The organism is Streptomyces sp. NPDC102441, from assembly GCF_044765585.1.
In the GTDB taxonomy this organism is placed as follows: domain Bacteria; phylum Actinomycetota; class Actinomycetes; order Streptomycetales; family Streptomycetaceae; genus Streptomyces.
Window position 1 is genome coordinate 234,239 of record NZ_JBIWKH010000007.1, and the last position, 25,127, is coordinate 259,365.

At 72.2% G+C, this 25,127-nt stretch carries 23 protein-coding genes and 1 pseudogene; 11 read left to right on the top strand and 13 right to left on the bottom strand.

Annotated elements, in window-relative coordinates:
• Window positions 1-178: 178 nt before the first annotated feature.
• A complete protein-coding gene (locus ACIREO_RS17560; protein ID WP_031097477.1) occupies window positions 179-544 on the top strand; it encodes a DUF1844 domain-containing protein in 366 nt (121 codons plus the stop codon).
• Between the two features lie 62 nt (window positions 545-606).
• Here ACIREO_RS17560 and ACIREO_RS17565 read toward each other — a convergent pair whose 3' ends face one another.
• Entirely contained in the window at window positions 607-1,383 is a 777-nt protein-coding gene (locus ACIREO_RS17565) for an SseB family protein (protein ID WP_404110510.1), read from the bottom strand.
• 127 nt (window positions 1,384-1,510) lie between these two features.
• Between ACIREO_RS17565 and ACIREO_RS17570 the strand changes: the two genes are divergently transcribed.
• The gene (locus ACIREO_RS17570; RefSeq protein ID WP_404110512.1) at window positions 1,511-2,374 is read left to right on the top strand and encodes a serine hydrolase; all 864 of its coding nucleotides are present in this window, start codon (window positions 1,511-1,513) and stop codon (window positions 2,372-2,374) included.
• Between the two features lie 11 nt (window positions 2,375-2,385).
• On the opposite strand, the gene mycP is transcribed toward ACIREO_RS17570, so the two are convergent.
• Together mycP and ACIREO_RS17580 are read right to left on the bottom strand one after the other, a co-directional pair.
• A complete protein-coding gene (gene mycP, locus ACIREO_RS17575; RefSeq protein WP_404110515.1) occupies window positions 2,386-3,627 on the bottom strand; it encodes a type VII secretion-associated serine protease mycosin in 1,242 nt (413 codons plus the stop codon).
• Entirely contained in the window at window positions 3,624-4,487 is an 864-nt protein-coding gene (locus ACIREO_RS17580) for a hypothetical protein (protein WP_404111067.1), read from the bottom strand. The genes mycP and ACIREO_RS17580 overlap by 4 nt, the downstream gene beginning before the upstream one ends.
• Window positions 4,488-4,900: 413 nt before the next feature.
• Between ACIREO_RS17580 and ACIREO_RS17585 the strand changes: the two genes are divergently transcribed.
• Entirely contained in the window at window positions 4,901-6,103 is a 1,203-nt protein-coding gene (locus tag ACIREO_RS17585) for an amino acid deaminase/aldolase (protein WP_404110518.1), read from the top strand.
• 9 nt (window positions 6,104-6,112) lie between these two features.
• On the opposite strand, the gene ACIREO_RS17590 is transcribed toward ACIREO_RS17585, so the two are convergent.
• Genes ACIREO_RS17590 through ACIREO_RS17605 form a run of 4 tightly spaced genes read right to left on the bottom strand, consistent with a single transcriptional unit; the run spans window position 6,113 to window position 10,577 of the window.
• Entirely contained in the window at window positions 6,113-7,027 is a 915-nt protein-coding gene (locus tag ACIREO_RS17590; protein ID WP_404110521.1) for a DUF2510 domain-containing protein, read from the bottom strand.
• 18 nt (window positions 7,028-7,045) lie between these two features.
• Window positions 7,046-7,837 carry a 3-oxoacyl-ACP reductase gene (locus ACIREO_RS17595; protein WP_404110523.1) on the bottom strand — a complete coding sequence of 264 codons (792 nt, stop codon included), beginning with the start codon at window positions 7,835-7,837 and terminating at the stop codon, window positions 7,046-7,048.
• Between the two features lie 6 nt (window positions 7,838-7,843).
• Complete coding sequence (locus ACIREO_RS17600) at window positions 7,844-9,208, bottom strand: aldehyde dehydrogenase family protein (RefSeq protein ID WP_404110526.1); 1,365 nt, start codon at window positions 9,206-9,208, stop codon at window positions 7,844-7,846.
• A gap of 7 nt (window positions 9,209-9,215) precedes the next feature.
• Entirely contained in the window at window positions 9,216-10,577 is a 1,362-nt protein-coding gene (locus ACIREO_RS17605; RefSeq protein ID WP_404110528.1) for a glutamine synthetase family protein, read from the bottom strand.
• Between the two features lie 92 nt (window positions 10,578-10,669).
• Between ACIREO_RS17605 and ACIREO_RS17610 the strand changes: the two genes are divergently transcribed.
• Together ACIREO_RS17610 and ACIREO_RS17615 are read left to right on the top strand one after the other, a co-directional pair.
• Window positions 10,670-11,407 (top strand): FadR/GntR family transcriptional regulator, encoded by a 738-nt coding sequence (locus ACIREO_RS17610; protein ID WP_404110530.1) that lies wholly within the window; start codon window positions 10,670-10,672, stop codon window positions 11,405-11,407.
• A gap of 112 nt (window positions 11,408-11,519) precedes the next feature.
• Window positions 11,520-12,233: a gamma-glutamyl-gamma-aminobutyrate hydrolase family protein gene (locus ACIREO_RS17615; protein WP_404110532.1), complete on the top strand. Its 714-nt coding sequence runs from the start codon at window positions 11,520-11,522 to the stop codon at window positions 12,231-12,233.
• On the opposite strand, the gene ACIREO_RS17620 is transcribed toward ACIREO_RS17615, so the two are convergent.
• Window positions 12,224-13,156: a LysR family transcriptional regulator gene (locus tag ACIREO_RS17620; RefSeq protein WP_404110536.1), complete on the bottom strand. Its 933-nt coding sequence runs from the start codon at window positions 13,154-13,156 to the stop codon at window positions 12,224-12,226. The two genes, ACIREO_RS17615 and ACIREO_RS17620, sit on opposite strands and share 10 nt — an antisense overlap.
• 70 nt (window positions 13,157-13,226) lie before the next feature.
• Here ACIREO_RS17620 and ACIREO_RS17625 point away from each other — a divergent pair, with 70 nt between their 5' ends.
• Entirely contained in the window at window positions 13,227-14,381 is a 1,155-nt protein-coding gene (locus ACIREO_RS17625) for a TDT family transporter (RefSeq protein ID WP_404110539.1), read from the top strand.
• Between the two features lie 51 nt (window positions 14,382-14,432).
• Here ACIREO_RS17625 and ACIREO_RS17630 read toward each other — a convergent pair whose 3' ends face one another.
• The 3 genes from ACIREO_RS17630 to ACIREO_RS17640 all read right to left on the bottom strand — a co-directional run bounded on the left by ACIREO_RS17630 (window position 14,433) and on the right by ACIREO_RS17640 (window position 18,891).
• Entirely contained in the window at window positions 14,433-14,978 is a 546-nt protein-coding gene (locus ACIREO_RS17630; protein ID WP_404110541.1) for a helix-turn-helix domain-containing protein, read from the bottom strand.
• Between the two features lie 198 nt (window positions 14,979-15,176).
• Window positions 15,177-17,807, bottom strand: a complete 2,631-nt coding sequence (locus tag ACIREO_RS17635) for an ABC transporter permease/substrate binding protein (protein WP_404110543.1) — start codon at window positions 17,805-17,807, stop codon at window positions 15,177-15,179.
• On the bottom strand, window positions 17,800-18,891 hold the full coding sequence (locus ACIREO_RS17640; RefSeq protein WP_404110545.1) for a glycine betaine/L-proline ABC transporter ATP-binding protein: 1,092 nt from the start codon (window positions 18,889-18,891) through the stop codon (window positions 17,800-17,802). The genes ACIREO_RS17635 and ACIREO_RS17640 overlap by 8 nt, the downstream gene beginning before the upstream one ends.
• A 262-nt stretch (window positions 18,892-19,153) precedes the next feature.
• Between ACIREO_RS17640 and ACIREO_RS17645 the strand changes: the two genes are divergently transcribed.
• The 5 genes and pseudogenes from ACIREO_RS17645 (at window position 19,154) to ACIREO_RS17665 (ending at window position 22,934) form a co-directional block, all read left to right on the top strand.
• A complete protein-coding gene (locus tag ACIREO_RS17645) occupies window positions 19,154-20,062 on the top strand; it encodes a 5'-3' exonuclease H3TH domain-containing protein (RefSeq protein WP_404111070.1) in 909 nt (302 codons plus the stop codon).
• 71 nt (window positions 20,063-20,133) lie between these two features.
• Window positions 20,134-20,976, top strand: coding sequence for a siderophore-interacting protein (locus tag ACIREO_RS17650; RefSeq protein ID WP_404110548.1), 843 nt, complete (start codon window positions 20,134-20,136; stop codon window positions 20,974-20,976).
• Window positions 20,977-21,086: 110 nt separating this feature from the next.
• A pseudogene (locus tag ACIREO_RS17655) lies at window positions 21,087-21,520 on the top strand (abscisic acid-deficient protein Aba4 family protein); the annotation flags it as partial.
• 77 nt (window positions 21,521-21,597) lie between these two features.
• Complete coding sequence (locus ACIREO_RS17660; RefSeq protein ID WP_404110551.1) at window positions 21,598-22,182, top strand: sigma-70 family RNA polymerase sigma factor; 585 nt, start codon at window positions 21,598-21,600, stop codon at window positions 22,180-22,182.
• Window positions 22,179-22,934 (top strand): anti-sigma factor domain-containing protein, encoded by a 756-nt coding sequence (locus tag ACIREO_RS17665; RefSeq protein ID WP_404110554.1) that lies wholly within the window; start codon window positions 22,179-22,181, stop codon window positions 22,932-22,934. The genes ACIREO_RS17660 and ACIREO_RS17665 overlap by 4 nt, the downstream gene beginning before the upstream one ends.
• Before the next feature lie 46 nt (window positions 22,935-22,980).
• Here the strand turns inward: ACIREO_RS17665 and ACIREO_RS17670 are convergent, their stop codons facing one another.
• Entirely contained in the window at window positions 22,981-23,784 is an 804-nt protein-coding gene (locus tag ACIREO_RS17670) for a DUF1295 domain-containing protein (protein ID WP_404110557.1), read from the bottom strand.
• On the bottom strand, window positions 23,781-25,127 hold the full coding sequence (locus ACIREO_RS17675; protein WP_404111072.1) for a class I SAM-dependent methyltransferase: 1,347 nt from the start codon (window positions 25,125-25,127) through the stop codon (window positions 23,781-23,783). Before ACIREO_RS17675 ends, ACIREO_RS17670 begins: the two co-directional genes overlap by 4 nt.

A 25,127-nucleotide genomic window follows, 5' to 3' on the forward strand; every position in this document is an offset into this window, starting at 1 on the left:
GACCTGCCATCCGCGAGGACGGCCAGGTGGGAGATCGGAGCCTCCACTTGTGGGCCGAGCACATAGGTGTCCGGCCGGTCGTTACACAAGGTTAGCAGCTCCCCGGGGCTACGGCGAACCCGCTGCCGGGAGGCTCCCGCAGGAGGAGCCGCGCCGACGTGGCCTTATCGTGTGGGGCATGAGCGACGCGACCACTCCCAGCACCGAGAACCCCGGCTTCGACGACATGGCCCGCGACATCGCGGAGGTCCCCGCGGTCGAGGTGATCGTGACCGTCGCCGTCAATCTGATGAGCGCGGCAGCCGTGAAGCTCGGCCTGACCGAGGAGGGCGAGCAGCACAAGGACCTGGACGAAGCCCGCAAGCTGGTCCAGGCCCTGGCCGGGCTGCTCGACGCGAGCGCCACGGAGATCAGCACCTTCCACGCCTCGCCGCTGCGCGACGGCCTGAAGTCGCTCCAGCTGGCCTTCCGTGAGGCCTCGCTCGTGCCGGACGAGCCCGGCCAGGGCCCGGGCGAGAAGTACACGGGCCCCGTCTACGGCTGAGCCCTCCGCACCTCACACCGCTGAGCCCGCTGCCTGCGACAGGCGGCGGGCTCTCGCGTGTGTCAGCGGGTGAAGAGCGGCTCACCGGGGGCCTCGGAACCGGCCGGCAGAACCGCCAGGTCGATCCCGCGCACCAGCCGGGCGCGCAGCACCTCGCTGGCCGACAGCGCGTCGGCGACCCGTCGGGCGGCGTCGCCGACCACGGCGTCCGGGGCGAGGACCAGGGCGAGAGTGCCGTCGGCCCGGCCCGGCCCGAGGTGGGCGCGCAGGACCGCGGGCTCGGCGGCGACCGCCTCCCGCACCGCGGCGACGACCGCGGGGTCGTCGAGCGGGTCCGCGCTGGCACGGTTCTCGGCCAGCGCCAGCAGGGCGGGGCCTGTCAGCTCGAAGGCGACGGGCCCGGCCAGGTCGAGCACCACCGTGTCCGCCTTCTCGTGCGCGGCGGCCTGCAGCGCCTGGTGCAGGGGTACGGCGACGGGGCGCGCCTGAGCGTCCCAGCGGGCCAGCGAGGCGGTGGAGGTGAAGGCAGGGAGGGCGCGCCGGTCACCGGCCTGGAGGGTCGGCACGGCCATGTCGCTGCTCTTCTCGCGGCGCAGGCCGCCCCCCCGTCGCCCGCCGCCACCCTTCTCAGGAGCTTCGCGCCCCTCCCCGCTGTCCTCCTCGGCCTCGCCGAGTACGGCGACGACCGGCACGAGGAGCCGGGCCGCACGGAGGGCCGCGAGGACCGGACCGACCGCCGTCCTGTCATCGGCCCACGCCGCGAGGGCCGCCGTCAGTTCGGGCGAGGCAGTGCCGTCGTCGTCGGAGAAGCCTGAGTCCGGGATGTTCTTGAGCGCCACACGACGAGCGTAGTGGGTCCGTTCTCCCACCCCGGCGACAGGTCGGGCACAGGCTGCTGCCAGCTGGGCTTTCCAGCGTCCGGGCCATGCCCCGTCACAGAACACTCAGGCCGCGCTGTCCGGCCTCATGACCGCTGCCGTCGTGCTGCTGGCCGGTTCCGCCGCGGGAGGTGCGTATCTGGTGGGTCGCTCCCCGGATGACGCGCCCGCGGCCGTGGCCGCCGTATCGTCCGCCTCGACCCCGTCGGCCCCGGCGGGCCGGAGCGAGGAGCCCGAGGTGCATCTCGACGCTGAGCTGGCGGACGCCCTGGCGCCACTGGCGGACGGCGCCGATGTGTCGGTGGCCGTGCTGGACACGGACAGCGGCGCGGGTGCCGCTTACGGGGACGGGACGTACGACGCGGCCAGCATCGTCAAGGTCGACATCCTGGCGGCTCTGCTGCTCCGGGCGCAGGACGAGGACCGGGAGCTGAGCGGCGCCGAGCAGGCGTACGCGGAGGCCATGATCCAGCGAAGCGACAACACCTCGGCCACCGAGCTGCTCAAGGTGATCGGCGGGGAGGACGGCCTCGACGCTGCCAACGTACGGCTGGGGCTGACCGGGACGGACGCCGCCCACGCGTGGGGGCTGACCCAGACCACGGCCGCCGACCAGGTGCGGCTGCTGGAGGCGGTGTCCGGGGACGATTCGGAGCTGTCGGCGGCCTCGCGTGCCTACCTGACGGGGCTGATGGGCCAGGTCGAGGCGGACCAGCGGTGGGGAGTGTCGGCGGCGGGCACCGACGCCGTGCTGAAGAACGGCTGGATGCCCCGGACGACGACCGGGCTGTGGGACGTCAACAGCATCGGACGCGTGGCGAGCGGCGGGCACACCGTACTGGTGGCGGTGCTGTCGCGCGGTCACGCGACGAAGGAGGCGGGCATCGCTCTCGTGGAGTCCGTCGCGAAGGCGGCGGTGGACGTGACCGGTGCGGCGGCCGCGTCGGGGTGACGCCGGTCCGCTCAGCGGAGGGGGCGGGTGGGGAACGGGGCGTATCCGGGGGTGGCGGAGTTCCTGCCGCCGGGCCTGCCGCCCGAGTGCCTGCCGCGCCACAGCACGACGGCCAGTGCGAGGAGCATCGCTCCGAGGCCGCCCGCGGAGGGGGCCAGCCAGCCGGCCGGGTCTCCGTCGTCGCCGCGGGGAGCGGGGCCTGAGCCGAAGTACTTCTCGCGGTAGCCGGCCCGGGCGGCCCGCGCGCTCAGACCGTCGGGGCGCAGCTTCGCCCCGGCCTCGATCGCGGCGGCGGGGTCGACCAGGCCGTAGCCCCTGGCGTCGTCGCGGCCACCCGAGGGGGCGTTGCCGGCGGTGTCCGCGAGCAGGGTCTTGATCTGCGCGGGTGAGAGACCCGGGTGTGCGGCGCGCACGAGGGCCACGGCTCCGGAGACGAAGGCCGAGGCGGCGGAGGTGCCCCACTCGATGTAGTAGTGCTGGTCCGGGTTGGCGACGACGATGTCGACGCCCGGCGCGCTGACGGTGGCGTACCAGCGCCGGGTGGAGAACGCGGCGTGTGTGCCGTACTTGTCGACGGCCGCCGCGGCGATCACACCGGGGTAGGCGGCGGGGTAGGAGGTCCGGTCCCCCTTCTCCCCGCTGTTGCCCGCGGAGGCGACGACGGCGACGCCCCTGCCGAGGGCGTACTGCACGGCGGCGTCCTCGCCGGCCTCCGGGTGGGCCGACTCGCTGTCGTCCCCGAGGGAGAGATTGATGACGTCGGCGCCGTGGTCGGCCGCCCAGCGGATCCCGTCGGCGAGCGCGGTCCCGCGTGACTCACGGGCCTTGGTGCGCGACGGGTCGCCGGACTCGAGGATCACCCGCACGGGCAGGATCTTCGCTTCCGGGGCGACGCCGAGGATGCCGTCGCCCTGCCCGGGGCCGTTGCCGCGGCCCGCGATGATGCCGGCCATCGCGGTGCCGTGCAGGGCCCAGGAGCGGTCGCCGGGTTCGGCACCGAAGCCGATGAGGTCCTTGCCTGGGAGCACCTGGCCGGTGAGGTCGGGGTGGTCGTCGTCGACCCCGGTGTCCAGGACCGCGACCGTGATGCCCTTGCCCTTCGTGGTCTGCCAGGCCTTGTCGGTGTGGAGGGCCTCCAGGCCCCACTGCTGGTCACGGATGGCGTCCGCCTGGGCTGGGACGGCGGGCAGCAGGGCGAAGGCGGTGGCCGTGGCCAGGGCGGCGAGCGCCCGAAGCCGGCGGGGACGGGTCATTCCGGCTTCTCCGTGAGGTCGGTGACGGTCCTGCGCAGGGAGCGCTCCACGCGGTCGGCGACCCCCTTCGCCTCGTGGCCGAGACCCGCCTGGGCGGGGGGCGTGGTGGCGTCCGCGGCCATGGCCGCTGCGGCGGGCTGCGGCTCGGTGACGGTGCGGCCGTCGGCGAAGCCGGAGACGGAGAACACGACGACGGGCAGCTCGGTCAGGACATGGACCGTCCAGCTGGCGCGCTGCCGGTCGCCGAAGCCCGCGGCGACGGTGTCCTTGGCCGGGTAGGTACGGGGCATCAGATCGGAGCGGTCGGCGAGGCGCTGGGTGGTGAACCGGGTGTCGAGCGCGCTCATCGCCTCGGCGCCGCCCTCGGTGAAGACGACGCCGACGGTGGTGACGCTGCTGCGGGTGGCGTCGGTGTAGGTGGCGCGTACCAGGCGTTCGCAGCCGACCGGGCGGAGCGTCTTGAGGAGCAGCGGGTCCAGGCCGGCCGCGCAGCCGCTGTCGCCCGCGACGGCGACCCTGGTCCAGACCCGGTCGGTGGCTCCGGGTCCGGCGCCGTCGCCCTTGAGCGTGGCCGGGAAGAGGGTGTCGACGGGCACGCTGTGCCAGAGGGAGCGGCTCACGGTGTACGCGCTCTCGTCGCCGGGCTCGGCGGCGGAGTCGCCGGTGAGCCAGCTGCCGGTGACCGCGCCGCCGATGAGCCCGAGGCCGAGCACGGCGCACACCGCGGCCGCGGCGGTCCTGACGGGGTTGCGGGCCTTCACGGGGCGGAGCCGGGTGGTGGTCTCGGCGGGGGTCTCGGCGTACGCGTAGTAGGCCCCCGGAGGGGCCGGGGTGGCGCCGGGGCGCGGGGTGAGGTCCACCGCGCCGACGGGCCTACGCCTGGTGGAGGCGGGCGGTGGCGGTACGGGACCACCGGCGGGCGGTGGCGGTACGGGACCGGCGGGCGGCACGGGGCGGAGCCGGGTCGTCGTCTCCACCGGCGGCACGGGGGCGCTGCCGGGCACGGGCGGCGCGGAAGTACTGCCGGGCACGGGCGGCGGGGAGGTCGGCCGGGGCGGCACTGGAGCGCGCTGCGCTTCGGTACTCATCCGTCCCCCTGGTCCACGTCCCCGCACCGCCCACGGACCACCGTTGCGCACGGGCCCGTCGGTCGATCGTGTGACGGTCACTCTACGGTGTGAACGGCGTCCCGTGGGAACGGGACAGGGAGCGCGGGACGATCTGTACCGAACGTCCCCTACCCAGTGGTACAGCCGTCTGGCAGGCTCCGACCATGACTGTCCGCACCGCAGACCGCACCCGTTACAACCGCGCCACCGCGCATCTCGACGCCCCGGTGGCCGTCGTCGACCTGGAGGCCTTCGACGCCAACGCCGACGACCTCGTGCGCCGGGCGGGCGGGAAACCCATCCGGGTGGCGAGCAAGTCCGTACGCTGCCGTGCCCTCCTGGAGCGCGTTCTCGCGCGTCCGGGCTTCGCGGGGATCATGTCGTTCACGCTCGCGGAGTCGCTGTGGCTGGCCCGTGCCGGATTCGACGACATACTCCTGGCCTATCCGTCGGCCGACCGGTCCGCCTACGCCGAGCTGGCGGCCGATCCCAAGCTGGCGGCGGCCGTGACGGTGATGGTGGACGATCACGCGCAGCTGGAGCTGATCGACGCGGCGCGGGCGGGCGGCACCGAGGAGATCCGGGTCTGCCTGGAGCTGGACACCTCGCTGCGGCTGCTCGGCGGCCGGGTCAGGATCGGCGCTCTGCGGTCGCCCCTCCGCTCCCCCGCCCAACTGGCCGAGCTGGCCCGCTCGGTGGAGCGCAGGCCCGGCTTCCGGCTGGTGGGGCTGATGGCGTACGAGGGGCACGTCGCCGGCGTGGGCGACTCGGTGGCGGGCCGGCCGCTGTGGTCGCGCGCGGTCCGGGTGATGCAGGCGGCGGCCCGCAGGGAGCTGGCGGCGCGGCGCGCGGAGGTCGTGCGGGCGGTCCGCGCGGTGGCGCCCGGCCTGGAGTTCGTCAACGGGGGCGGGACCGGCAGCGTGCAGCACACGGCCGCCGAGTCCGCTGTGACGGAGATCGCGGCGGGGTCCGGGCTCTACGTGCCGCGGCTGTTCGACAACTACACCTCGTTCACGGGCCGTCCTGCGGCACTGTTCGCGCAGCCGGTGGTGCGGCGTCCTGGCGTGGGCGTGGTGACGGTGCTCGGCGGCGGCTACCCGGCGTCGGGGGCGGCCGGCGCGGACCGGCTGCCGGTGCCGTATCTGCCGGAAGGTCTTCGCTACGACCCGCAGGAGGGTCCGGGCGAGGTCCAGACCCCGCTGCTCGGCGCCCCCGCGGACGATCTGCTGATCGGCGACAAGGTGTGGTTCCGGCACGCCAAGGCGGGTGAGCTGTGTGAGCGCTTCGACGAACTGCGGCTGATCGAGGGCGAACGGGTCACGGCCACCGTGCCGACGTACCGCGGCGAGGGCCGCACGTTCCTCTAGGCCCTCGGGTCAGGGCGCCACTGTGCTTCCCACGCCGCCGCCGGTGGCGTCGCCGATCGGGCGGATGCCCTCGGCGATGGTGTCCATGAGGGAGAGCGGCAGCGCGTCCTGGCCCGCGTCGAACGCGAAGCGCACGATCACCGGCGTCTCGCTGCCCACCGCGGAGGGGAAGACGAGCGACTCCACGTATCCGCCGGGGCCCCTGCCCGTGGTGACCTGACGGCGCACCAGGTACCCGGTGCGTCCTGCCACGGTCACGGACCTGGACGCCAGATCCTTGTGGGACGTGATGCCCCCGTGGATGCGGTCGCCGACGGTGTCCTCGCCGTAGGCGCGGTCGGACGCCGTCCCGATGTCCTCCTCGGCCGACGCCTTCATGTCCGTGAGGTCGGTGCCGCCGGCCGTTCGGACCGTGACGGTGCCGTGGTAGCAGAAGCTTCCCGAGTCGCCGGGGCAGGTGTAGGAGCCGACCGTACGCATCGTGGAGGCGTCGTCGAGGGTGTTCTCCGGCTTCTCCCAGCCGGCGGGAACCGGGACGGTGATCCCGTTGAGCTGGTCGACCAGCACCGTGGGGTCGTCCTCCGGGCCTTCGGCGGGCGTCGGGCCGGCCGCGCTCGCGCTGTCCGTCGCGGTGGGCGGCGCGCCGCTGCTGGGCGCGGCCGCCGGCGGCGTGCCGCCGCCGTCATCGCCCAGCACCAGGAACCCGGTGACGACGGCGGCCACGACAGCCAGGCCCGCCACGGTCATGGCGACGGCCCGGGTGGTGGTACCGGCCCCCGGGGGCGCGGCCTGCGGCCGGAGCCCCATCGGCCGGGTGCCAGCGGTCGAACGGGTGTAGCCGGTCCAGGCCGTGCCGTCCCACCAGCGCTCGGCTCCGGGCACGTTCACGTCCGGGTACCAGCCGGGCGGTGTCGCGTTGCTCATGGCGCCAGCCTAGGAGTGTCAGTCGAGGGGGGTCACGTACGCCCCCGAGATCCCGCCGTCGACGAGGAAGTCGGTCGCGTTGACGAACGAGGAGTCGTCGCTCGCGAGGAAGGCGACGGCGGCCGCGATCTCCGTGGCCTCGGCGAACCGGCCGAGGGGAATGTGCACGAGCCGGCGTGCGGCCCGGTCGGGGTTCGTGGCGAACAGCTCTTGCAGCAGCGGGGTGTTGACCGGCCCGGGGCACAGGGCGTTGACCCGGATCCCCTCGCGGGCGAACTGCACCCCGAGTTCGCGGGACAGGGCGAGGACACCGCCCTTGGACGCGGTGTACGAGATCTGGGAGGTCGCGGCGCCCATCCGGGCCACGAAGGACGCGGTGTTGATGATCGATCCGCGGCCCTGGCGCCTCATGTAGGGGAGGGCTGCCTTGCAGCAGAGGTAGACGGAGGTGAGGTTGACGTCCTGGACGCGTTTCCAGGCCTCGAGACCGGTGGTGAGGATGGAGTCGTCGTCGGGCGGCGAGATGCCCGCGTTGTTGAAGGCGATGTCGACGGAGCCGTAGGTGTCGTCCGCGGCGGCGAAGAGTGCCTCGACCTGGCCGGGGTCGGTGACGTCGACCGGTACGAAGGTGCCTCCCGCCTCCTCGGCGGCGGCCCGGCCCGCGCTCTCGTCGATGTCGCCGCAGACGACGTGCGCTCCCTCCGATGCCAGCCGGCGGGCGGTGGCGAGGCCGATGCCGCTGCCCGCGCCGGTGATGACGGCGGTGCGGCCGGTCAGGCGGCGGCAGATGTTCCCGGAGTCGGTGGTCATGTGAGCTCAGGCCTCCGTGCCGATGAAGACGTTCTTGGTTTCGGTGAAGGCCGCGAGGGCGTCGGGCCCCAGTTCACGGCCGAGCCCGGACTGTTTGTACCCGCCGAAGGGGGTCCAGTAGCGGACGGCGGAGTGGGAGTTGACGGACAGGTTCCCGGCCCGGACCGCCCGGGAGACCCGCAGGGCGCGGCCCACGTCACGGGTCCAGACCGAGCCGGCGAGACCGTGTTCGGTGGCGTCGGCCAGCCGTACGGCGTGGTCCTCGTCGTCGAAGGGCAGGACGACGGCGACCGGTCCGAAGACCTCCTCGGTGGCGACGGGTGCGTCGGGGGCGATCCCGGTGAGGACGGTCGGGGGGAACCAGAAGCCGGGGCCGGCGGGCGCGCTGCCCCGGATGCCGTCCGCGCCGGCCGGGACGTAGCCGTGGACGCGCTCCAGCTGGGTCCGGGAGATCAGCGGGCCCATCTGTGTCCTCTCGTCCGACGGGTCCCCCACGACGACGGAGGCGACGGCCGGGACCAGGAGTTCCAGGAAGCGCTCGTACGCGGACCGCTGGACCAGGATGCGGGTGCGGGCGCAGCAGTCCTGGCCGGCGTTGTCCAGGAAGGACATGGGGGCGGCGGCCGCGGCGGCCTCGATGTCGGCGTCGGCGAAGACGATGTTGGGGCTCTTGCCGCCGAGTTCGAGGGTCAGCCGCTTCACCCGGTCCGCGCACCTGGCCATGATCCGCTTGCCGACGCGGGTCGACCCGGTGAAGACGATCTTGGCCACGCCGGGGTGTTCGACGAGGGCGTTGCCCGTCACGTCGCCCGCGCCGGGCAGCACCTGGAAGAGGTGTTCGGGGAGGCCGGCGTCGAGGGCGAGCCGGGCCAGCCGGAGGGCGGTGAGCGGGGTGGTCTCGGCCGGCTTGAGGAGGACGGCGTTGCCGGCCGCGAGGGCGGGGGCGGCCCCCCATGCGGCGATGGGCATGGGGAAGTTCCACGGGGCGATCACTCCGACGACGCCCAGCGGTTCGAGGAACGTGAGGTCGATCCCTCCCGGTACGGGGATCTGGCGCCCCGTCAGGCGTTCCACTCCCCCGGCCGCGTAGTCCAGCAGGTCCCGGACGTTGGCCGCCTCCCAGCGGGCGTTGCCCAGGGTGTGCCCCGCTTCGGTGACCTCCAGCAAGGCCAGTTCCTCGATGTGTTCGTCGACGAGGACGGCGAAGCGGCGCAGCAGCCGGGCGCGGTCGGCGGGGGCCAGGGCCGCCCAGGTGCGCTGGGCGGCGGCGGCGCGGGTGACTGCGGCGCCGACGTCGGCGGCGGTGGTGGCGGGGACGGTGGCGACGAGCTCCTCGGTCGCCGGGTTCAGGACGCGGTGCTCTTGGATCACGGGTGCCTCACAGACGTTCGAAGGAGCGGCGGAGCTCCCAGTCGGTCACCGCCGCGTCGAAGGCCTCCAGTTCGACGCGCGCCATGTTGCGGTAGTGCGCGACGACGCCTTCGCCGAAGGCCTCCCGGGCCACGTCGCTGTTCTCCCAGAGGACGGCGGCCTCGCGGAGTGTGGCGGGGACCTGGTCGTATCCGGCGGTGTAGGCGTTGCCCTCGCAGGCGTCGGGGAGTTCCAGCTGGTTCTCGATGCCGTGGAGTCCGGCGGCGACGAGGCCTGCGACCGCCAGGTACGGGTTGACGTCGCCGCCGGGCAGCCGGTTCTCGAAGCGCATCGAGCGGCCGTGCCCGACGACGCGCAGGGCACAGGTGCGGTTGTCGTGGCCCCAGGCCACGGCGGTCGGGGCGAAGGAGCCGGGCTGGAACCGCTTGTAGGAGTTGATGTTCGGCGCGTACAGCAGGGAGAAGTCGCTCAGGGCGGCGAGCTGGCCCGCGAGGAACTGCCGCATGACGGGGGACATCGTGCCGCCCTCGCCCGCCATGACGCTGTGTCCGTCGGCGTCCTGGAGCGAGAGGTGTATGTGGCAGGAGTTGCCCTCGCGCTCGTTGAACTTGGCCATGAAGGTGAGCGAGACGCCTTCCTGGGCGGCGATCTCCTTGGAACCGGTCTTGTAGACGGCGTGCTGGTCACAGGTGACGAGGGCCTCGTCGTAGCGGAAGACGATCTCGTGCTGGCCGGGGTTGCACTCGCCCTTGGCGGACTCGACGGTGAGCCCGGCGGCCGCCATCTCGTTGCGGATGCGGCGCAGCAGGGGTTCGATGCGGCCGGTGCCGAGCACGGAGTAGTCGATGTTGTACTGGTTGGCCGGGGTGAGGCCGCGGTAGTTGCGGTCCCATGCCTGCTCGTAGGTGTCCTTGAAGACGATGAACTCGAGCTCCGTGCCGACATGGGCGGTCAGCCCGTGCGCGGCGAGCCGCTCCAGCTGCCGGCGGAGGATCTGGCGGGGTGCGGCGACGACCGGGGACCCGTCCTCCCAGGCGAGGTCGGCCATGACCAGGGCCGTCCCGTCGTGCCAGGGGATCCGGCGCAGGGTCGTGAGGTCGGGGCGCATCGCGAAGTCGCCGTATCCGCTGGACCAGGAGGACATGGCGAATCCGTCGACGGTGTTCATGTCCGTGTCGACGGCGAGCAGGTAGTTGCAGCCCTCCGTGCCGTGTTCCAGCACCTCGTCGAGGAAGAAGGACGCCGCGAACCGTTTGCCCTGCAGCCTGCCCTGCATGTCGGTGAAGGCGAGGACCACGGTGTCGATCTCACCGCGCTCGACGAGCAGGCGCAGCTCGTCGGTCCCCAGCGGGGGTGTTCGGTCTGCCACGGAACGCTCCTCGGTCGGTCAGCCGGAGGGCTTGGACTGCCCGGCAGTCTTAAGGTATGGGAGAAAACCATTAGGGGGAAGGGAATCGGGACGTGGCGGAAGAGACCGGTGAGCCCGGGTACTCCGGCCGGCTGCTGCCCGCCCTGCGGCCGGTCCGCGCGGGCAACGGCTTCGAGGAGGCCCTTGAGCAGATCCTCCAGGTGGTCCGGCTCGGCCTGGTGCCCGGCGGCGGGCGGCTGCCTGCCGAGCGCGAGCTGGCCGGGCTGCTCGGCATCAGCCGGGTGACCCTGCGTGAGGTGCTGAAGGTACTCCAGGACCAGGGCCTGATCGAGGCCAGACGCGGCCGGTACGGCGGTACGTTCGTGCTCCCCCGCACCGGCCCCGCCGACGGTGGAGAGCTGCGCCGCCGGACGGCCGGCACCGACATCGAGGACGTCCTGCTCTTCCGCGAGGTCCTGGAGTCGGGGGCGGCCGGGCTCTGCGCGTCGCGCGGCCTCGACGACGAGGGGGCGGACCGGCTGCGTGCGGCTCTGGCGGCGACTCACGAGGCACCTCTGCCCGACTACCGCAGGATCGACACCCTTTTCCATCTGACGCTGGCCGGGCTCTCCGGCTCCCCCTCGCTCGCGGCCCGTTACGCGACGGTGAGGGCGAGCGTCAACGAGCTGCTGGACTGCATCCCCCTGCTGGTGCGGAACCTCGAACACTCGCAGCACCAGCACACCGCCCTGGTCGCCGCGGTGCTCGCAGGGGACGAGGAGGGCGCGCGGACGGTGATGCGCGAGCACTGCGCGGGAACGGCCGCGCTGCTCCGCGGCTTCCTGGCTTGAACCGGCCCTTCCGGATCACTGCTCTTGCGCGACGGCCCGGTACGAACAAAGGTATGACGCAACACCATTGCACCGGGCCGGCCGGCAGACCGGCCGCCGGAGGGACCGCACCATGCACGAACCGCTCATCGGCGTCACGACCTATCTGGAGCCGGCGGCTCGCTGGGGCGTCTGGGAACTCCCGGCGGCGGTGCTCCCCTCCGCCTACCCCGCGCTGGTCCAGCGCTCCGGCGGACTGGCCGCGCTGCTGCCGCCGGACGAACCGTCGAAGGCAGCGGCCGTCGTCGCCCGGGTGGACGGCCTCGTGATCGCGGGCGGCGCCGATGTCGACCCCGGACTGTACGGCGCGGAGCGCGACTTCAGGACAGGTCCGCCGGCCCACGAGCGCGACACCTGGGAAGTGGCCCTGCTGCGCGCGGCGAGGGAGGCCGGCGTTCCGGTGCTGGGGATCTGCCGCGGTATGCAGCTGCTCAACGTGGCGCTGGGCGGCACGCTGACCCAGCATCTGGACGGCCACGCGGGCCCCTTCGGCAAGGCCGGTGTCCTGGGCGAGCACGCGGTGACGCCGGTCCCCGGGACGCTGTACGCCTCGCTCGTGCCCGAGGAGGCATCCGTACCCACGTACCACCACCAGGCCGTGGACCGGCTCGCGCCGGGTCTGGTGGCCTCCGCGCACGCGGCGGACGGCACGGTGGAGGCGGTCGAACTGACGGGCGACCCGTGGGTGCTGGGTGTGCAGTGGCACCCTGAGATGGGCGACGACCTGCGGATCATGCGGGCCCTGGTGGAGGCGGCCAGGCCGGGGGCGGCCGTGCCTCAGGTCTGACCCGCCTCCCGGGCGGTCAGGGAGAGCAGGTCCCGGGCAGGTCCCGTGGGCCGGTGGCCGGCGGGCCAGACGGCGCGCAGCTGCCTGCGCAGCCGGACGCCCGCGACCGGGACCTTGACCAGGCGCCGCGCCGAGAGCTCCTCGCCCAGCGCGAGCTCGCTCAGCACACAGGGACCGGCGCCGCTCTCGGCGGCCCCCTTCACCGCGGTCGTCGAGGAGAGTTCGAGCAGAGGACGCGCCAGTCCGCCGTGCACGGCGAGCGCGGCGTCCAGGACCTGGCGGGTGCCCGAACCGTGTTCCCGCAGGATCAGGGGCGTCTCGGCGAGTTCCCCCGGGGTCAGCCGCTCCCGGCGCGCCCACGGGTGGGAGGGCGCGACCACGACGACGAGCCGGTCGTGCGCGATGACGGTGCCGTCGAGCCCCTCCGGTATCGAGAGCCCCTCGACGAAGCCCAGATCCGCCTCACCGGCCAGCAGCCGCAGGGCGACCGCCGCCGAGTTGCCCGCGAGCAGGGACACGGCGGTCCCGGGGCGCTCGGCCCGCAGCGCGATCAGCCAGCCCGGCAGCAGATACTCCGCGATGGTCATGCTCGCGGCGACCCGCAGCCGGGAGTCGCGCCGGTCCCGCAGCGCCTGGGCTCCGGCGTCGAACGCCTCCGCCGCCTCGACGACCCTGCGCGCCCAGTCGGTGACGAGGGCGCCGGCGTCGGTCAGCCGGGAGCCGCGCGGTGAGCGGTCCAGGAGCGCGACGCCCAGCTGCCGCTCCATCGACCGGATACGGCCGGAGGCGGCGGGCTGGCTGATGCCGACGTCCCGCGCCGCCCTGCCCAGACTGCCGTGCCGCGCGACGGCGAGCAGCAGCACCATGGCTCCCAGGTCGGGAACACGGTGGGGCAGGGAGGACGTGGGCGCGGGACCGGACATAAGGCCAGCCTATGACCTCATAGCTCCGCGCTCCCTGGTGGGCCACGGTGCACCCGGCGAGAATCGTGGCATGGCCATCCTTCCGCAGACCAAGACCGGGGCTCCAGCCTCCCGCCCCGTCGCCCCCCGGCTGCCGTCCCTGCGTCATCTCGGCCCCAACTGGTACGCGACGGTGATGGGAACCGCCATCGTCGCGACAGCCGGTGCCGCGCTGCCCGTGGGGGTGCCGGGTCTGCGGACCGCCTGTGTCGTGGTGTGGGCCCTGTCCGCCGTGCTGCTGGCCCTCGTGCTGGCCGCCCGTGCCGGGCACTGGGTCCTGCACCGCGACCAGGCCCGCGCCCACCTCCTGGATCCTGCCGTCGCCCCGTTCCACGGCTGTCTGTCCATGGCGCTGCTCGCCGTCGGCGCGGGGACCCTGGTGGCGGGCCAGGACGTCATCGGTCATCCGGCCGCCGTCGCCGTGGACGCGGTTCTGTTCACGGCGGGCACGGTCGCCGGCCTCGCCGCCGCCGTCGCCATCCCGTACCTCATGGTCGTACGCCACCGTCCCGCACCGGGCACCGCGTCGCCGGTCTGGCTGCTGCCTCTGGTGGCCCCCATGGTCTCGGCCGCGGTCGGCCCCCTGCTGGTGCCCGAACTGGCCCCCGGGCAGGCGCGGGAGGCGCTCCTGCTCGCCTGTTACGCGATGTTCGGGCTGTCCCTGCTGTCGACCCTGGTGGTCGTTCCGCTGGTCTTCGCGCGGCTGGTCCACCAGGGACCACCGCCGCTCGCCCTGACCCCGACGCTGTTCCTCGTGCTCGGACCGCTCGGACAGTCCACGACGGCCGTCACCCAGCTGGCCGATGTGGCGCCCGGCACGGTCTCGGCGCCGTACGCCTCGGCCTTCGGCGCGTTCGCCGTCCTCTACGGGGTCCCGGTGATGGGCTTCGCACTGCTGTGGCTGGCCCTGTCGGCCGCGCTCGTGGTGCGCGCGATGCGGCGCGGCATGCGGTTCACGATGACGTGGTGGGGCTTCACCTTCCCGGTGGGCACGTGTGTCACCGGCGCGGCGGGGCTGGCGAGGCACACCGGTCTTGACGCCTTCACCTGGCTCGCCGTGGCGCTCTACGCGCTGCTGGTGACCGCCTGGGCGGTCGCCGGCGTACGGACGCTGGGCGGGCTGTTCAGCGGAGCGCTGCTCGCGGCGCCGCGGCCGCTCCGGCCGGTGTCGGTCCCTACCACGTGAGGTACGCCCGTCGACGCGTGGGGCGGGACGACGCGCATCGGCACTCCTCCGTCAGCGGCGTGAGTCGTACGTCGCGTCGATGTGCTCGGCGACCGAGACGACCAGCAGCCGGGTGCCCGGTACGGTCGCCCGCCACCGGTGCCTGACCCCGCCGGAGAGGAAGAGGGTGTCGTTCCGGCCCAGCCGGTGGGCCCGGCCCTCGGCCTCGACCTCGACGGCGCCCTCCACGACGTACATCACCTCGTCGTTGCGGTGCTGGAACTCGCGCCCCAGGTCCTGCTCGCCGATGAACTCCAGCGCGCTGAGCTGGTGCCGCCCGCGCACCAGCCTGCGTACGCCGTTCTCGTCGTCCGCCCGTACGACGTCAACGGAGCGTGCCGAGTCCGCCGCGGCCCGCAGCCGCTCGGTCGTGGTCTCCAGCGCCTCCGCCACCCGGTGCAGGGAGCGCGGGCTGGGTCTGGCCCGTTCGTTCTCGATCTGGCTGAGAAACGGTACGGACAGTCCGCTGCGCCCGGCCACCGCGGCCAGGGTGAGTCCGAGCGTCCTGCGGCGTCGGCGGACCGCCGCGCCCACTCGAAGGGCTTCCTTGTCGTCCATGTCCGGCTCCCTCCCCGGATCGCCATCCTCCCGGTTGCCAGCACCCTACGCATGTAGTTTGCGCAGACGGAGAGGAAGCCGACGTACGGGGCCGGGCGGGTAACCCTCGGGGATCCCCTCCGACCAGCCTGAAGGGGACGGCCCCGGTCCGCTACCGGGGCCGTCCCCTTCATCGTGACGGCTGTGTCGATCCGCTGATCAGCTGCCGACGGGTGCCATCTTCGCCACCACATCCGGGTTGGCGTCCATCCAGCGGCGGGCGGACTCCTTCTCCTTGCCGGCGCCGCCCTTCTGCATCTCCACCTCGAGCGAGGCCAGCTGCGCCTCGCTGAGCTTGAAGTCCTTCAGCCATCCGGTCAGCTCCGGGAAGTCCTTGGCGAAGTCCTTCTTGGCGACCGTGTGGATCTGCTCGCCCTTGCCCCAGGCACCCTTCGGGTCCTTGAGCTTCTTCAGGTCGTGCTTGCCGTAGGCCCAGTGCGGCGACCACAGGGTCACCACGACCGGCTCCTTCTTCTTGATCGACCGGTTCAGCTCGGCCAGCATCGAGGAGGTGCTGGACGAGACGACCTCGTACTCACCTTCGAGGCCGTACTCCTTGAGCACCTTCTTGTTCAGCGTGCCCATCATCCCGGCGCTCGACTCGATGCCGATGATCTTGCCGTCGAACTTCTTGCCCTGGCCCTTGAGGTCCTCGAGCGAGTCGATGCCCTTGACGTACGACGGGACCGACAGCTCCAGCGACGTCGGGCCGTACCAGGAACCGAGATCGACGAGGTTCTCCTTGTACCGGTCCCAGTAGTCCTTGTGGGTCGTCGGCAGCCAGGAGTCGAACTGGACGTCGAGCTGGCCCTGCGCGAGACCGGTGTAGAGCGGGCCCGGGTCGAGCTGCTTGACCGACGTCTTGTAGCCCCGGTCCTCCAGCACGTTCTGCCACAGGTAGGTGCTGGCGATGGCCTCGTCCCACGGGAAGTACCCCATGTTGACGGTCTTGCCCGCGTCCTTGCCCTGCTGCGAACCGCCCGCGCCTCCCGGCACCGGAGCCAGCTTGTCGATCAGGCCGGAGTTCTTCTTCAGCCAGGTGCGGACGCCGTCCTGCTCCTTGCCCTGGCCGGCGTTCTGGATCTCGTTCTCGAGGCTCGTGAGCTGCTTCTCGGTGAGCTTGAAGTCCTTGAGCCAGTCGGCGACGGCGGGAGCCTTCTTCGCGAAGCCCTTGTGGGCGACGGTGTGCACTTCTTCGCCCTTGCCCCAGGCACCCTTCGGGTCCTTGAGCTTCTTCAGGTCGTGCGCCCCGTAGGCCCAGTGCGGCGACCACAGGGTCACCACGACCGGCTCCTTCTTCTTGATGGAGGCGTTGAGCTCGGCGAGCATCGAGGAGGTGCTGGACGAGACGACCTCGTACTCACCTTCGAGGCCGTACTCCTTGAGCACCTTCTTGTTCAGCGTGCCCATCATCCCGGCGCTGGCCTCGATGCCGATGATCTTGCCGTCGAACTTCTTGCCCTGGCCCTTGAGGTCCTCGAGCGAGTCGATGCCCTTGACGTACGAGGGGACAGTCAGCTCCAGCGAGGTCGGCCCGTACCAGGAACCCAGGTCGTCCAGCTGGTCGCTGTACTTGTCCCAGTAGTCCTTGTGCGTGGTCGGCAGCCAGGAGTCCGTCTGGAAGTCGATGTCGCCACGGGCGACACCGGAGTAGAGCGGGCCGGCGTCGAGCTGGGTGATCCCGGTCTCGTAACCACGCTGTTCGAGGATCTCCTTCCACAGGAAGGTGGAGGCGATGCCCTCGTCCCAGGGGATGTACCCCATGTTGATCTTCTGGCCCTGGCCGACGTTGCCGCTGTCGGCCTGCGTGGCCTTCGAGTCGCCGGAACCGACGATGTTGAGGCCGCCCGCGACGAGCGCGAGCACGACGACACCGGTCATCGCGACGGCGGTTCCCGGCTTGTAGTGCGTGAACTTGAGGCGCCGCGCACCGGCGGCGACCTTGGCGGCGGCGCGGCGGCCGAGCGGGGAGACCCGCTCGTTGAGCGCGCCGGTCATCCTGTCCAGGTACATGGCGAGGATGACGACGGCGATCCCGCTCTCGGCGGCGAGGCCGACCTGGAGCTGGGTGATCGCCGCGTACACCTTCTCGCCGAGGCCGCCGGCGCCGGCCATGCCGCCGATGACGACCATCGACAGAGCCAGCATGATGACCTGGTTGATCCCGGCCATGATCGTCGGCAGGGCGAGCGGCAGCTGCACCCGGGTGAGGGTGTGCTTGGGCGTGGTACCGAAGGCCTCGGCGGCCTCCACCAGCTCCCCGTCGACCTGGCGGATGCCGAGCTCTGTCATCCGGACGCCGGGCGGCATCGCGAAGACGATCGTGGCGATCACACCGGGGGTGACGCCGACGCCGAAGAACATGACGCCGGGGATCAGGTAGACGAAGGCCGGCATCGTCTGCATGACGTCGAGCACCGGCCGCAGCGTGGCGCTGACCCTGTTGTTGCGCGCCGCCCAGATACCCATGGGCACCGCGATCACGATGGTGATGACCGCTGCGACGACGACCAGCGAAAGGGTCGCCATCGCCTCGTCCCAGAGGGCGAGGGAGTCGATGAGCGCGAAGCCCACGAAGGTGAGCACGGCGGGTACCACCCCGCGCAGCCAGAACGCGAGGACGGCGAAGATCCCGGCCATCAGCAGCGGCTCACCGCCGCCCAGCACGGCGTTGACGCCGTCGTACATCCCGCCGAGCACGGCCTTGATGAAGTCGAAGATCCAGGTGAGGTTCGACTGGAGCCAGTCGACCGCGTCCTCGACCCACGAGCCGAAGGTGAATCTAGGCACCGGCGATCACCTTCTTGACCTCACGCGGGGCCGGAACCTGGTTGTCGACCTGGGGTTCCTCGCCGAGCGCGGCGAGCAGCCGGGCGCGCGGGACGACGCCTATGACCTTGCCGCCCTCATCGGTGACGGCGACGGCCGACCCGCTGGTGGAGCAGGGGGTGAAGAGCTCGGCGATGGGCGTCTCGGCGGACACCGTCGCGGGTGCCTCGGCCTTCAGCTCGGCATCGGAGCGGCCCTTCCCGGGCGCCTCCATGATCGAACCGGCGGTGAGCACCCGGGAGCGGTCCACGTCCTGGATGAACGACGCGACGTAGTCGTTGGACGGCCGGACGAGGATGTCCTCGGCGGTGCCCTGCTGGACGATCTCACCGTCCCGCATCACGGCGATACGGTCACCGAGGCGCATGGCCTCGTTGAGGTCGTGCGTGATGAAGACGATCGTCTTCTTCAGGCGCTTCTGCAGTTCGAGCAGCTGGTCCTGCATGTCGCGCCGGATCAGCGGGTCGAGCGCGCTGAAGGACTCGTCCATCAGGAGCAGGTCGGCGTCGGTGGCGAGCGCGCGGGCCAGACCCACACGCTGCTGCATACCGCCGGACAGCTCGTCGGGCCAGGACTTCTCCCAGCCGGCGAGGCCGGTCATCTCGAGCGCCTCGGCGGCACGGGCCTCCCGCGCGACCCGCGGGACGCCCTGGACCTCCAGGCCGTACGCGGCGTTCTCCAGCACGCTCCTGTGGGGGAAGAGCGCGAAGTGCTGGAAGACCATGCTGATCTTCCTGGAGCGGACGGTACGCAGATCACGGGGACTCAGGGCTGTCAGGTCCTCCCCGTCGAACAGCACACGTCCAGCGGTGGGCTCCAGCAGGCCGTTGAGCATCCGCAGCAATGTGGACTTCCCCGAACCGGAGAGTCCCATGACGACGAAGATCTGGCCAGGTTCCACGGTGAACGAGGCGTCGATCACCGCTGCGGTCGTTCCGTCGGCGCGCAGCTCGTCGCGGTGGGTACCGCTTTCGAGCATCTGCACGGCTTGATCGGGTCGTCTGCCGAATACCTTGTACAGGTGCTCAGCTTGCAGCCTTGACACATACACCTCACGCGTTGAACCGAAAACGGTCTGCCATCCCCGTCGGCAGACCGTGGAGCGGTGCGGATTCGGTCCGCAGAGCACGTGCATTTTGTTGAAAAATGGACGTGGTCCGCTCCGATGCCGCGCCTTCCCCCACTTACGCGACCCAAACACATGTGTGATTCAGATCACTATGAACGAATCGCTGTCGCGGGAACCACTCCGCACCGCCCTGACTGTCGGAGCGGTGCGGCATCATCGAGGTGTGACGCGACGCCTGATGCTCCTCGACACCGCCTCCCTGTATTTCCGCGCCTATTTCGGCGTCCCGGACTCGGTGCGCGCACCGGACGGCACGCCGGTCAACGCCGTGCGCGGACTCCTCGACTTCATCGCCAGGCTGGTGCAGGACCACCGGCCGGACGACCTGGTCGCCTGCATGGACGCGGACTGGCGCCCGCAGTGGCGCGTCGACCTCATCCCGACCTACAAGGCGCACCGGGTGGCCGTCGAGACCACCGAGGGCGTCCCCGACGAGGAGGAGGTCCCCGACACCCTCTCCCCGCAGGTCCCGGTGATCGAGGCCGTGCTGGACGCTCTCGGGATCGCCCGGGTGGGCGTCTCGCCGTACGAGGCGGACGACGTGATCGGCACGCTGGCCGGGCGTGCCACCGGTCCGGTGGACATCGTGACCGGTGACCGCGATCTCTATCAGCTGGTCGACGACGCCCGCCGGGTGCGGGTGCTCTATCCGCTGAAGGGCGTGGGGACGCTCCAGGTGACGGACGAGGCGTGGCTGCGCGGGAAGTACGGCGTGGACGGCGGCGGATACGTCGACCTGGCCCTGCTGCGAGGCGATCCGAGCGACGGGTTGCCGGGGGTCCCCGGCATCGGCGAGAAGACGGCGGCGAAGCTGCTGGACGCCTTCGGTGACCTGGCCGGCATCATGGCCGCGGTGGACGATCCAGCCGCCCGGCTGACCCCGTCCCAGCGCAAGCGGCTGGACGAGGCCCGGGATTATGTGGCGGTCGCCCCGAAGGTCGTCCGTGTCGCCGATGACGTGCCCCTGCCCGAGTTCACCCCCGCGCTCCCTCGCGAGCCGCGCGATCCCGCCGCCCTGGAGGCCCTGGCGACACGGTGGGGCCTCGGGAACGCACTGCAGCGCCTGCTCCTCACACTCCAGACCTGAAGGTGTTAGCTTAGGTAAGCCTAAGTGGGCAGAGACTCACGTACGTCCAGAGCAGAGCAGGGAGAAACCCCGTGGCAGAGCGGCCGCAACGCCGGGCACCGAAGGCTCAGGGGGCGCAGGTTCTGCGCACCGAAGTGATCACCCCGCACATGGTGCGCGTGGTCCTCGGCGGCGACGGCCTGGCCGACTTCACCCTCGCGGGCTACACCGACCACTACATCAAGCTGTGCTTCGCCCCGGAGGGCGCCGACTACACGCACCCCTTCGACATGGCCAGGATCCGCGAGGAGTATCCGCGTGAGCTGTGGCCCACCACCCGGACGTACACGGTGCGCTCCTGGGACCCCGAGGCCCGTGAGCTCGCCGTCGACTTCGTGGTGCACGGCGACGAGGGCCTGGCAGGCCCCTGGGCGGCGCACGCACAGCGCGGCGACCAGGTGACCTTCCTGGGACCCGGCGGCGGTTACGCGCCGGAGGCCTCGGCCGACTGGCATCTGCTGGTGGGCGACGAGAGCGCCCTGCCCGCGATCGCCGCGTCGCTGGAGCACCTGCCGGAGGGTGCGGTGGTGCACGCCTTCGTGGAGGTTCCGGACCCCTCGGAGGAGCAGAAGCTCGCGGCGCCGGACGGCGTCTCGGTGACCTGGCTGCACCGCGGCGACCGCCCGGTGGGCGAAGCCCTCGTCGCGGCGGTGAGCGGACTGGAGTTCCCCGAGGGCGAGGTGCAGGCCTTCGTCCACGGCGAGGCCGGCTTCGTGAAGGAGATCCGGCGCCACCTCCGCCTGGAGCGCGGCATCCCTCTGCGGCAGCTGTCGATCTCGGGTTACTGGCGTCTCGGCCAGAACGACGACGCCTGGCGCGAGGTCAAGCGCGAGTGGAACGAGCAGGTGGAGCGCGAGCAGGAGAGCGCAGCGTAGGCGCGCCTCCCCCGCACCCCCGTAACCCGGTCGCCGTCCTGGACGGCGACCGGGTTCACGTATGTCACTCCCGGCCCGTCTCCCCTCCACCCCCGTACGCACGGGCGGAGGCGTCCACATGGGCGAGCCGTCGCAGGGCGCCGAACATGGCCTCCCCGCTGACCGTCCTGCCCTTGCTCACTCTCTGGGCGGTGATGGCCGCCCCGGTGCGGTGCTCCCGGAGCTGTGGACGGCTGTGAGCAGTCCGGACATCGACACCTTCCGCGATCTGACCGCACTGGCGAACGGCGCCGGGGCGGTCTGGGCGGTCTGGGCGGTCTGGGCGCAGATCATCGCCTGGGATCTGCTGCTCGGGCAGTGGATCTTCCTGGAGGCCCGCAGACTGGGGATGTCCCCGCTGGTGGCGGGCCCGCTCCTGGTCCTGACGATTCTGCTCTCGCCGCTCGGGCTGGCGCTCTTCCTCGTCATCCGCGCGGCCCGCAGGACCCGGCCCCGGCCGGCCCCGCGTGCGTACGAGAAGGTGGGCGGGGCGGCGAAGCCCTGAGCTGCCGGACCAATCCTCCGGGCCGCCGGCTCCGAATTACCCAGTAAACCGATGCGTGCTCCGGGAGGACCGTCCGCGTGAGAGAAGCCGTACACATCAGTGGGGTCCCTTCGTCGGGCCCCGGCCTGCAGGAGCTGCTCGGCCAGGTCGCCCGTGGCGACCAGTCCGCCTTCACGCAGGTGTACGACCAGGTCAGCGGGCCGGTCCTCGGCCTGGTGCGGAGTGTTCTCCGCGACCCCGCCCAGTCCGAGGAGGTGGCCCAGGAGGTCCTGGTCGAGGTGTGGCGCACCGCCCCCCGCTACCAGCCGTCCCGTGGCAGCGCCATGAACTGGGTGCTGACGCTCGCCCACCACCGCGCGGTGGACCGGGTCAGGTCGGCCGAGGCGACCGCGGCGCGGGAGCACAAGGCCGCGCTGCTCGACCGCACCCCGGAATTCGACGAGGTGTCCGAGCAGGTCGAGAGCCGGCTGGAGAGAGAGCAGGTCCGGCGCTGTCTGCGGACGCTCTCCGAGCTCCAGCGGGAGTCGGTGAAGCTGGCGTACTACCGCGGACTGACCTACCGCGAGGTCGGCGAGCTCCTGTCCGTACCACTGGGAACCATCAAGACACGGCTGCGCGACGGGCTCATCCGGCTGCGCGACTGCCTGGGGGTGAACGCATGAGCACGGCCGAGCTGCACACGCTGACCGGGGCCTATGCCCTGCACGCGCTGCCGGACGACGAACGCCTGGCGTTCGAACGGCATCTGGGTGCCTGCGAGGCGTGCGCCCAGGAGGTACGTGAGCTGTCCGCCACCGCCGCGCGTCTCGGACTCGCCGTGTCCGCCACCCCGCCGCCCGCACTCCGGGAGCGGGTGCTGCGTGACATCACGACCGTACGGCAGGAGCCGCCGCCCCGGGGCCGGAACTCCGGCCCCGGGGTCTCCGCCCGCCGGGCGGGCCGCTGGTCGACGTACGCGCTGGCCGCCTGCGTCGCCGCCGCTGCCGCCTTCGGCGGGGTGGCCGTGTGGCAGAACCAGGTCGCGCAGGACGCGCGTCAGGAGACCGCCCGGGCCGAGCAGCACAACGAGCAGGTGGCGCGGGTGCTGAGCGCCCCGGACGCCACGACCGGTGCCGCGGATCTCGGGGACGGTGCCCGGGGCACGGTGGTGGTCTCGCAGAGCGTGAACCGGGCGGTGTTCCTCGCGTCGGACCTGGCACGGCCACCCAGCGGCAAGGTGTACCAGCTGTGGTTCGACGACGGCGGCACGATGCGGGGGGCAGGCCTGATGAACCCGTCCGCCACGGATGACGCGGTCCTGCTGGACGGACCCGTGGACCGCGCGTCCGGCATGGGCATCACCGTCGAGCCGGCGGGCGGATCCGAACAGCCGACCTCGGATCCGGTGGCCCTGATGGAGTTCGGGGACGCCTGAGCCCGGTGGGCGCGCCCATGCCGGGGGCGCGCCCATGCCTCTCGTCTCAGCGCCGGACGGGCGGACGCGGGAAGAAGCCGCTGGTGCGGGCCCGGTACTCCTCGTACCCCGGCCGTCCGGCCATGTGCCGCTCCAGGAGCGCCTTTCCGCTGCCTCTGGTCAGCAGCAGGCTCATGACGACGGGCGATACGAGGGTCGCCGCGGCGACCGCGGGGTTCGCGCAGACGATCAGGAACAGCCCCCACCAGACGCAGAAGTCCCCGAAGTAGTTGGGGTGCCGGGTCCAGGACCACAGGCCCCGGTCCATGATCCGCCCCTGGTTCGCGGGATCGGCCTTGAACCGCGCCAGCTGGCTGTCACCCAGCGCCTCGAAGCCGAGCCCCACCGCCCACAGCGCGGTCCCCGCCCACGCCCAGCCGTCGAGCGGCCCGGTGAGGTGCTGAGCGGCCTGCACCGGCAGGGAGATAAGCCAGACGAGCGCACCCTGGAGGAGGTACACCGTGCGCAGGGCGTACAGGCCGGGGTTGCCCGGTGCCTTGGCCAGCATGGCCTCGTAGCGCGGGTCCTCCCCGTGGCCACGGCCCCGCCGGCCGATGTGCACGGCCAGGCGCAGACCCCAGACCACGGTGAGCACCGTCACCAGGACACGGCGCCCGTCGTCGCCGTCGCCGTCGGACATCGCGTACGTCACCAGAGCGACGGCCGAGAAGCCGATTCCCCATGCCACGTCGACGATCCGGTGCACCCCCTTGCGCAGGGCGATCAGGAACGTGACGACCATGACGCCGAGGGCGGCGCCCGCCGCGACCGGAAGGTGGCGGGCGAACTCCGCCCAGTCGAAGCCGCTCACCGGGCGTCCGGTGCCGTGGTCCGGAGGGGGGTGTCACCGGTCTTCGCGTACCAGCCGTGACGGGTGGCCGGAGGGCCGGCCGAGCCCGAGGCGTCGGGGCGCACCGAGAGGATCTGGTCGACACCCATGCGCCGTTCCTCGAAGGCGAGGGCGCCGCCCACCAGGTAGAGGCGCCACACCCGCGCCGTCTCCTCACCCACCAGCGCCACGAATTCGGGCCAGCGCTCCTCCAGGGTGCGGTGCCAGGCCTCGACGGTCAGAACGTAGTGCTCACGCATCGACTCGACGTCACGGACCTCGAAGCCGGCGCCCTCCAGCAGGCCCACGGTCTCGCCGAGCGGACGCATGTGCATGTCGGGTGCGATGTACGACTCGATGAACGCTCCGCCGCCGGGGGCGGTCGAGCCGCGGGACATCTGCTGGACCAGGGCACGCCCCTGCGGCCGGAGCACGGCGTGGAGCAGCGCGGTGAAGGCCGGGTACTGGGCGTCGCCCACGTGCTCCCCCATCTCGATGGTGGACACGGCGTCGTACCCGCCCCGGAAGCCGGGCAGGGCTGCGACGTCCCGGTAGTCGCAGCAGTGCACCTCGACGAGGTCCTCCAGGCCGCGCGCCTCCACCTGCCCGCGTACGTGGGCGGCTTGTTCGGCGGCGAGAGTGACGGCGGTGACCCGGACTCCGTGCCTGGCCGCGGCGTGGAGGGTCAGTGATCCCCAGCCGCAGCCGATGTCGAGCAGCCGCGAGCCTGCCGTCAGCCGGAGCTTGCGGCAGATCAGCTCCAGCTTGTCGCGCTGCGCGTCGGCCGGTCCGTAACCGGGGGCGTCGCTGGTCCAGTAGCCGCACGAGTAGGCCATGGTCTCGTCGAGCAGCAGGGAGTAGAAGGCGTTGGACAGGTCGTAGTGGTGGCTGACGGCCGCCCGGTCGCGTGCCTTGCTGTGCGGCGTGCCGTGAAGCCCCGCGCGGGCGGTGGGAGTCGGCGGGCGGGGCCCGATCGCACCGAGGCGCAGGGCGGTGCCGGCTGCCCGGAGACGGTCGGCGACACCGGGGCGGGGCAGCCGCGGGCCCTGCGGCCCCGACGCGCGGCGCAGCGCGCGCAGCCCGTCCGCCAGGTCGTCGGCGATGTCGATGTCACCGGTGATGTAGGCCTCGGCGAGCCCGAGTTCGCCCGGCTGCCACAGGAGCCTGCGCAGCGCCCTGCGGGAGCGCACCTGCACCGTGGGCGCGTCCCGCGGTCCGGTCTCGCTGCCGTCCCACATCCTGATCCTGACCGGCGGGGGACCGCCGAGGAACTGCTCGATGACGGGTGCGATCCGCTGCGCCGCTCGTCCCGGGGTGTCGGTCAT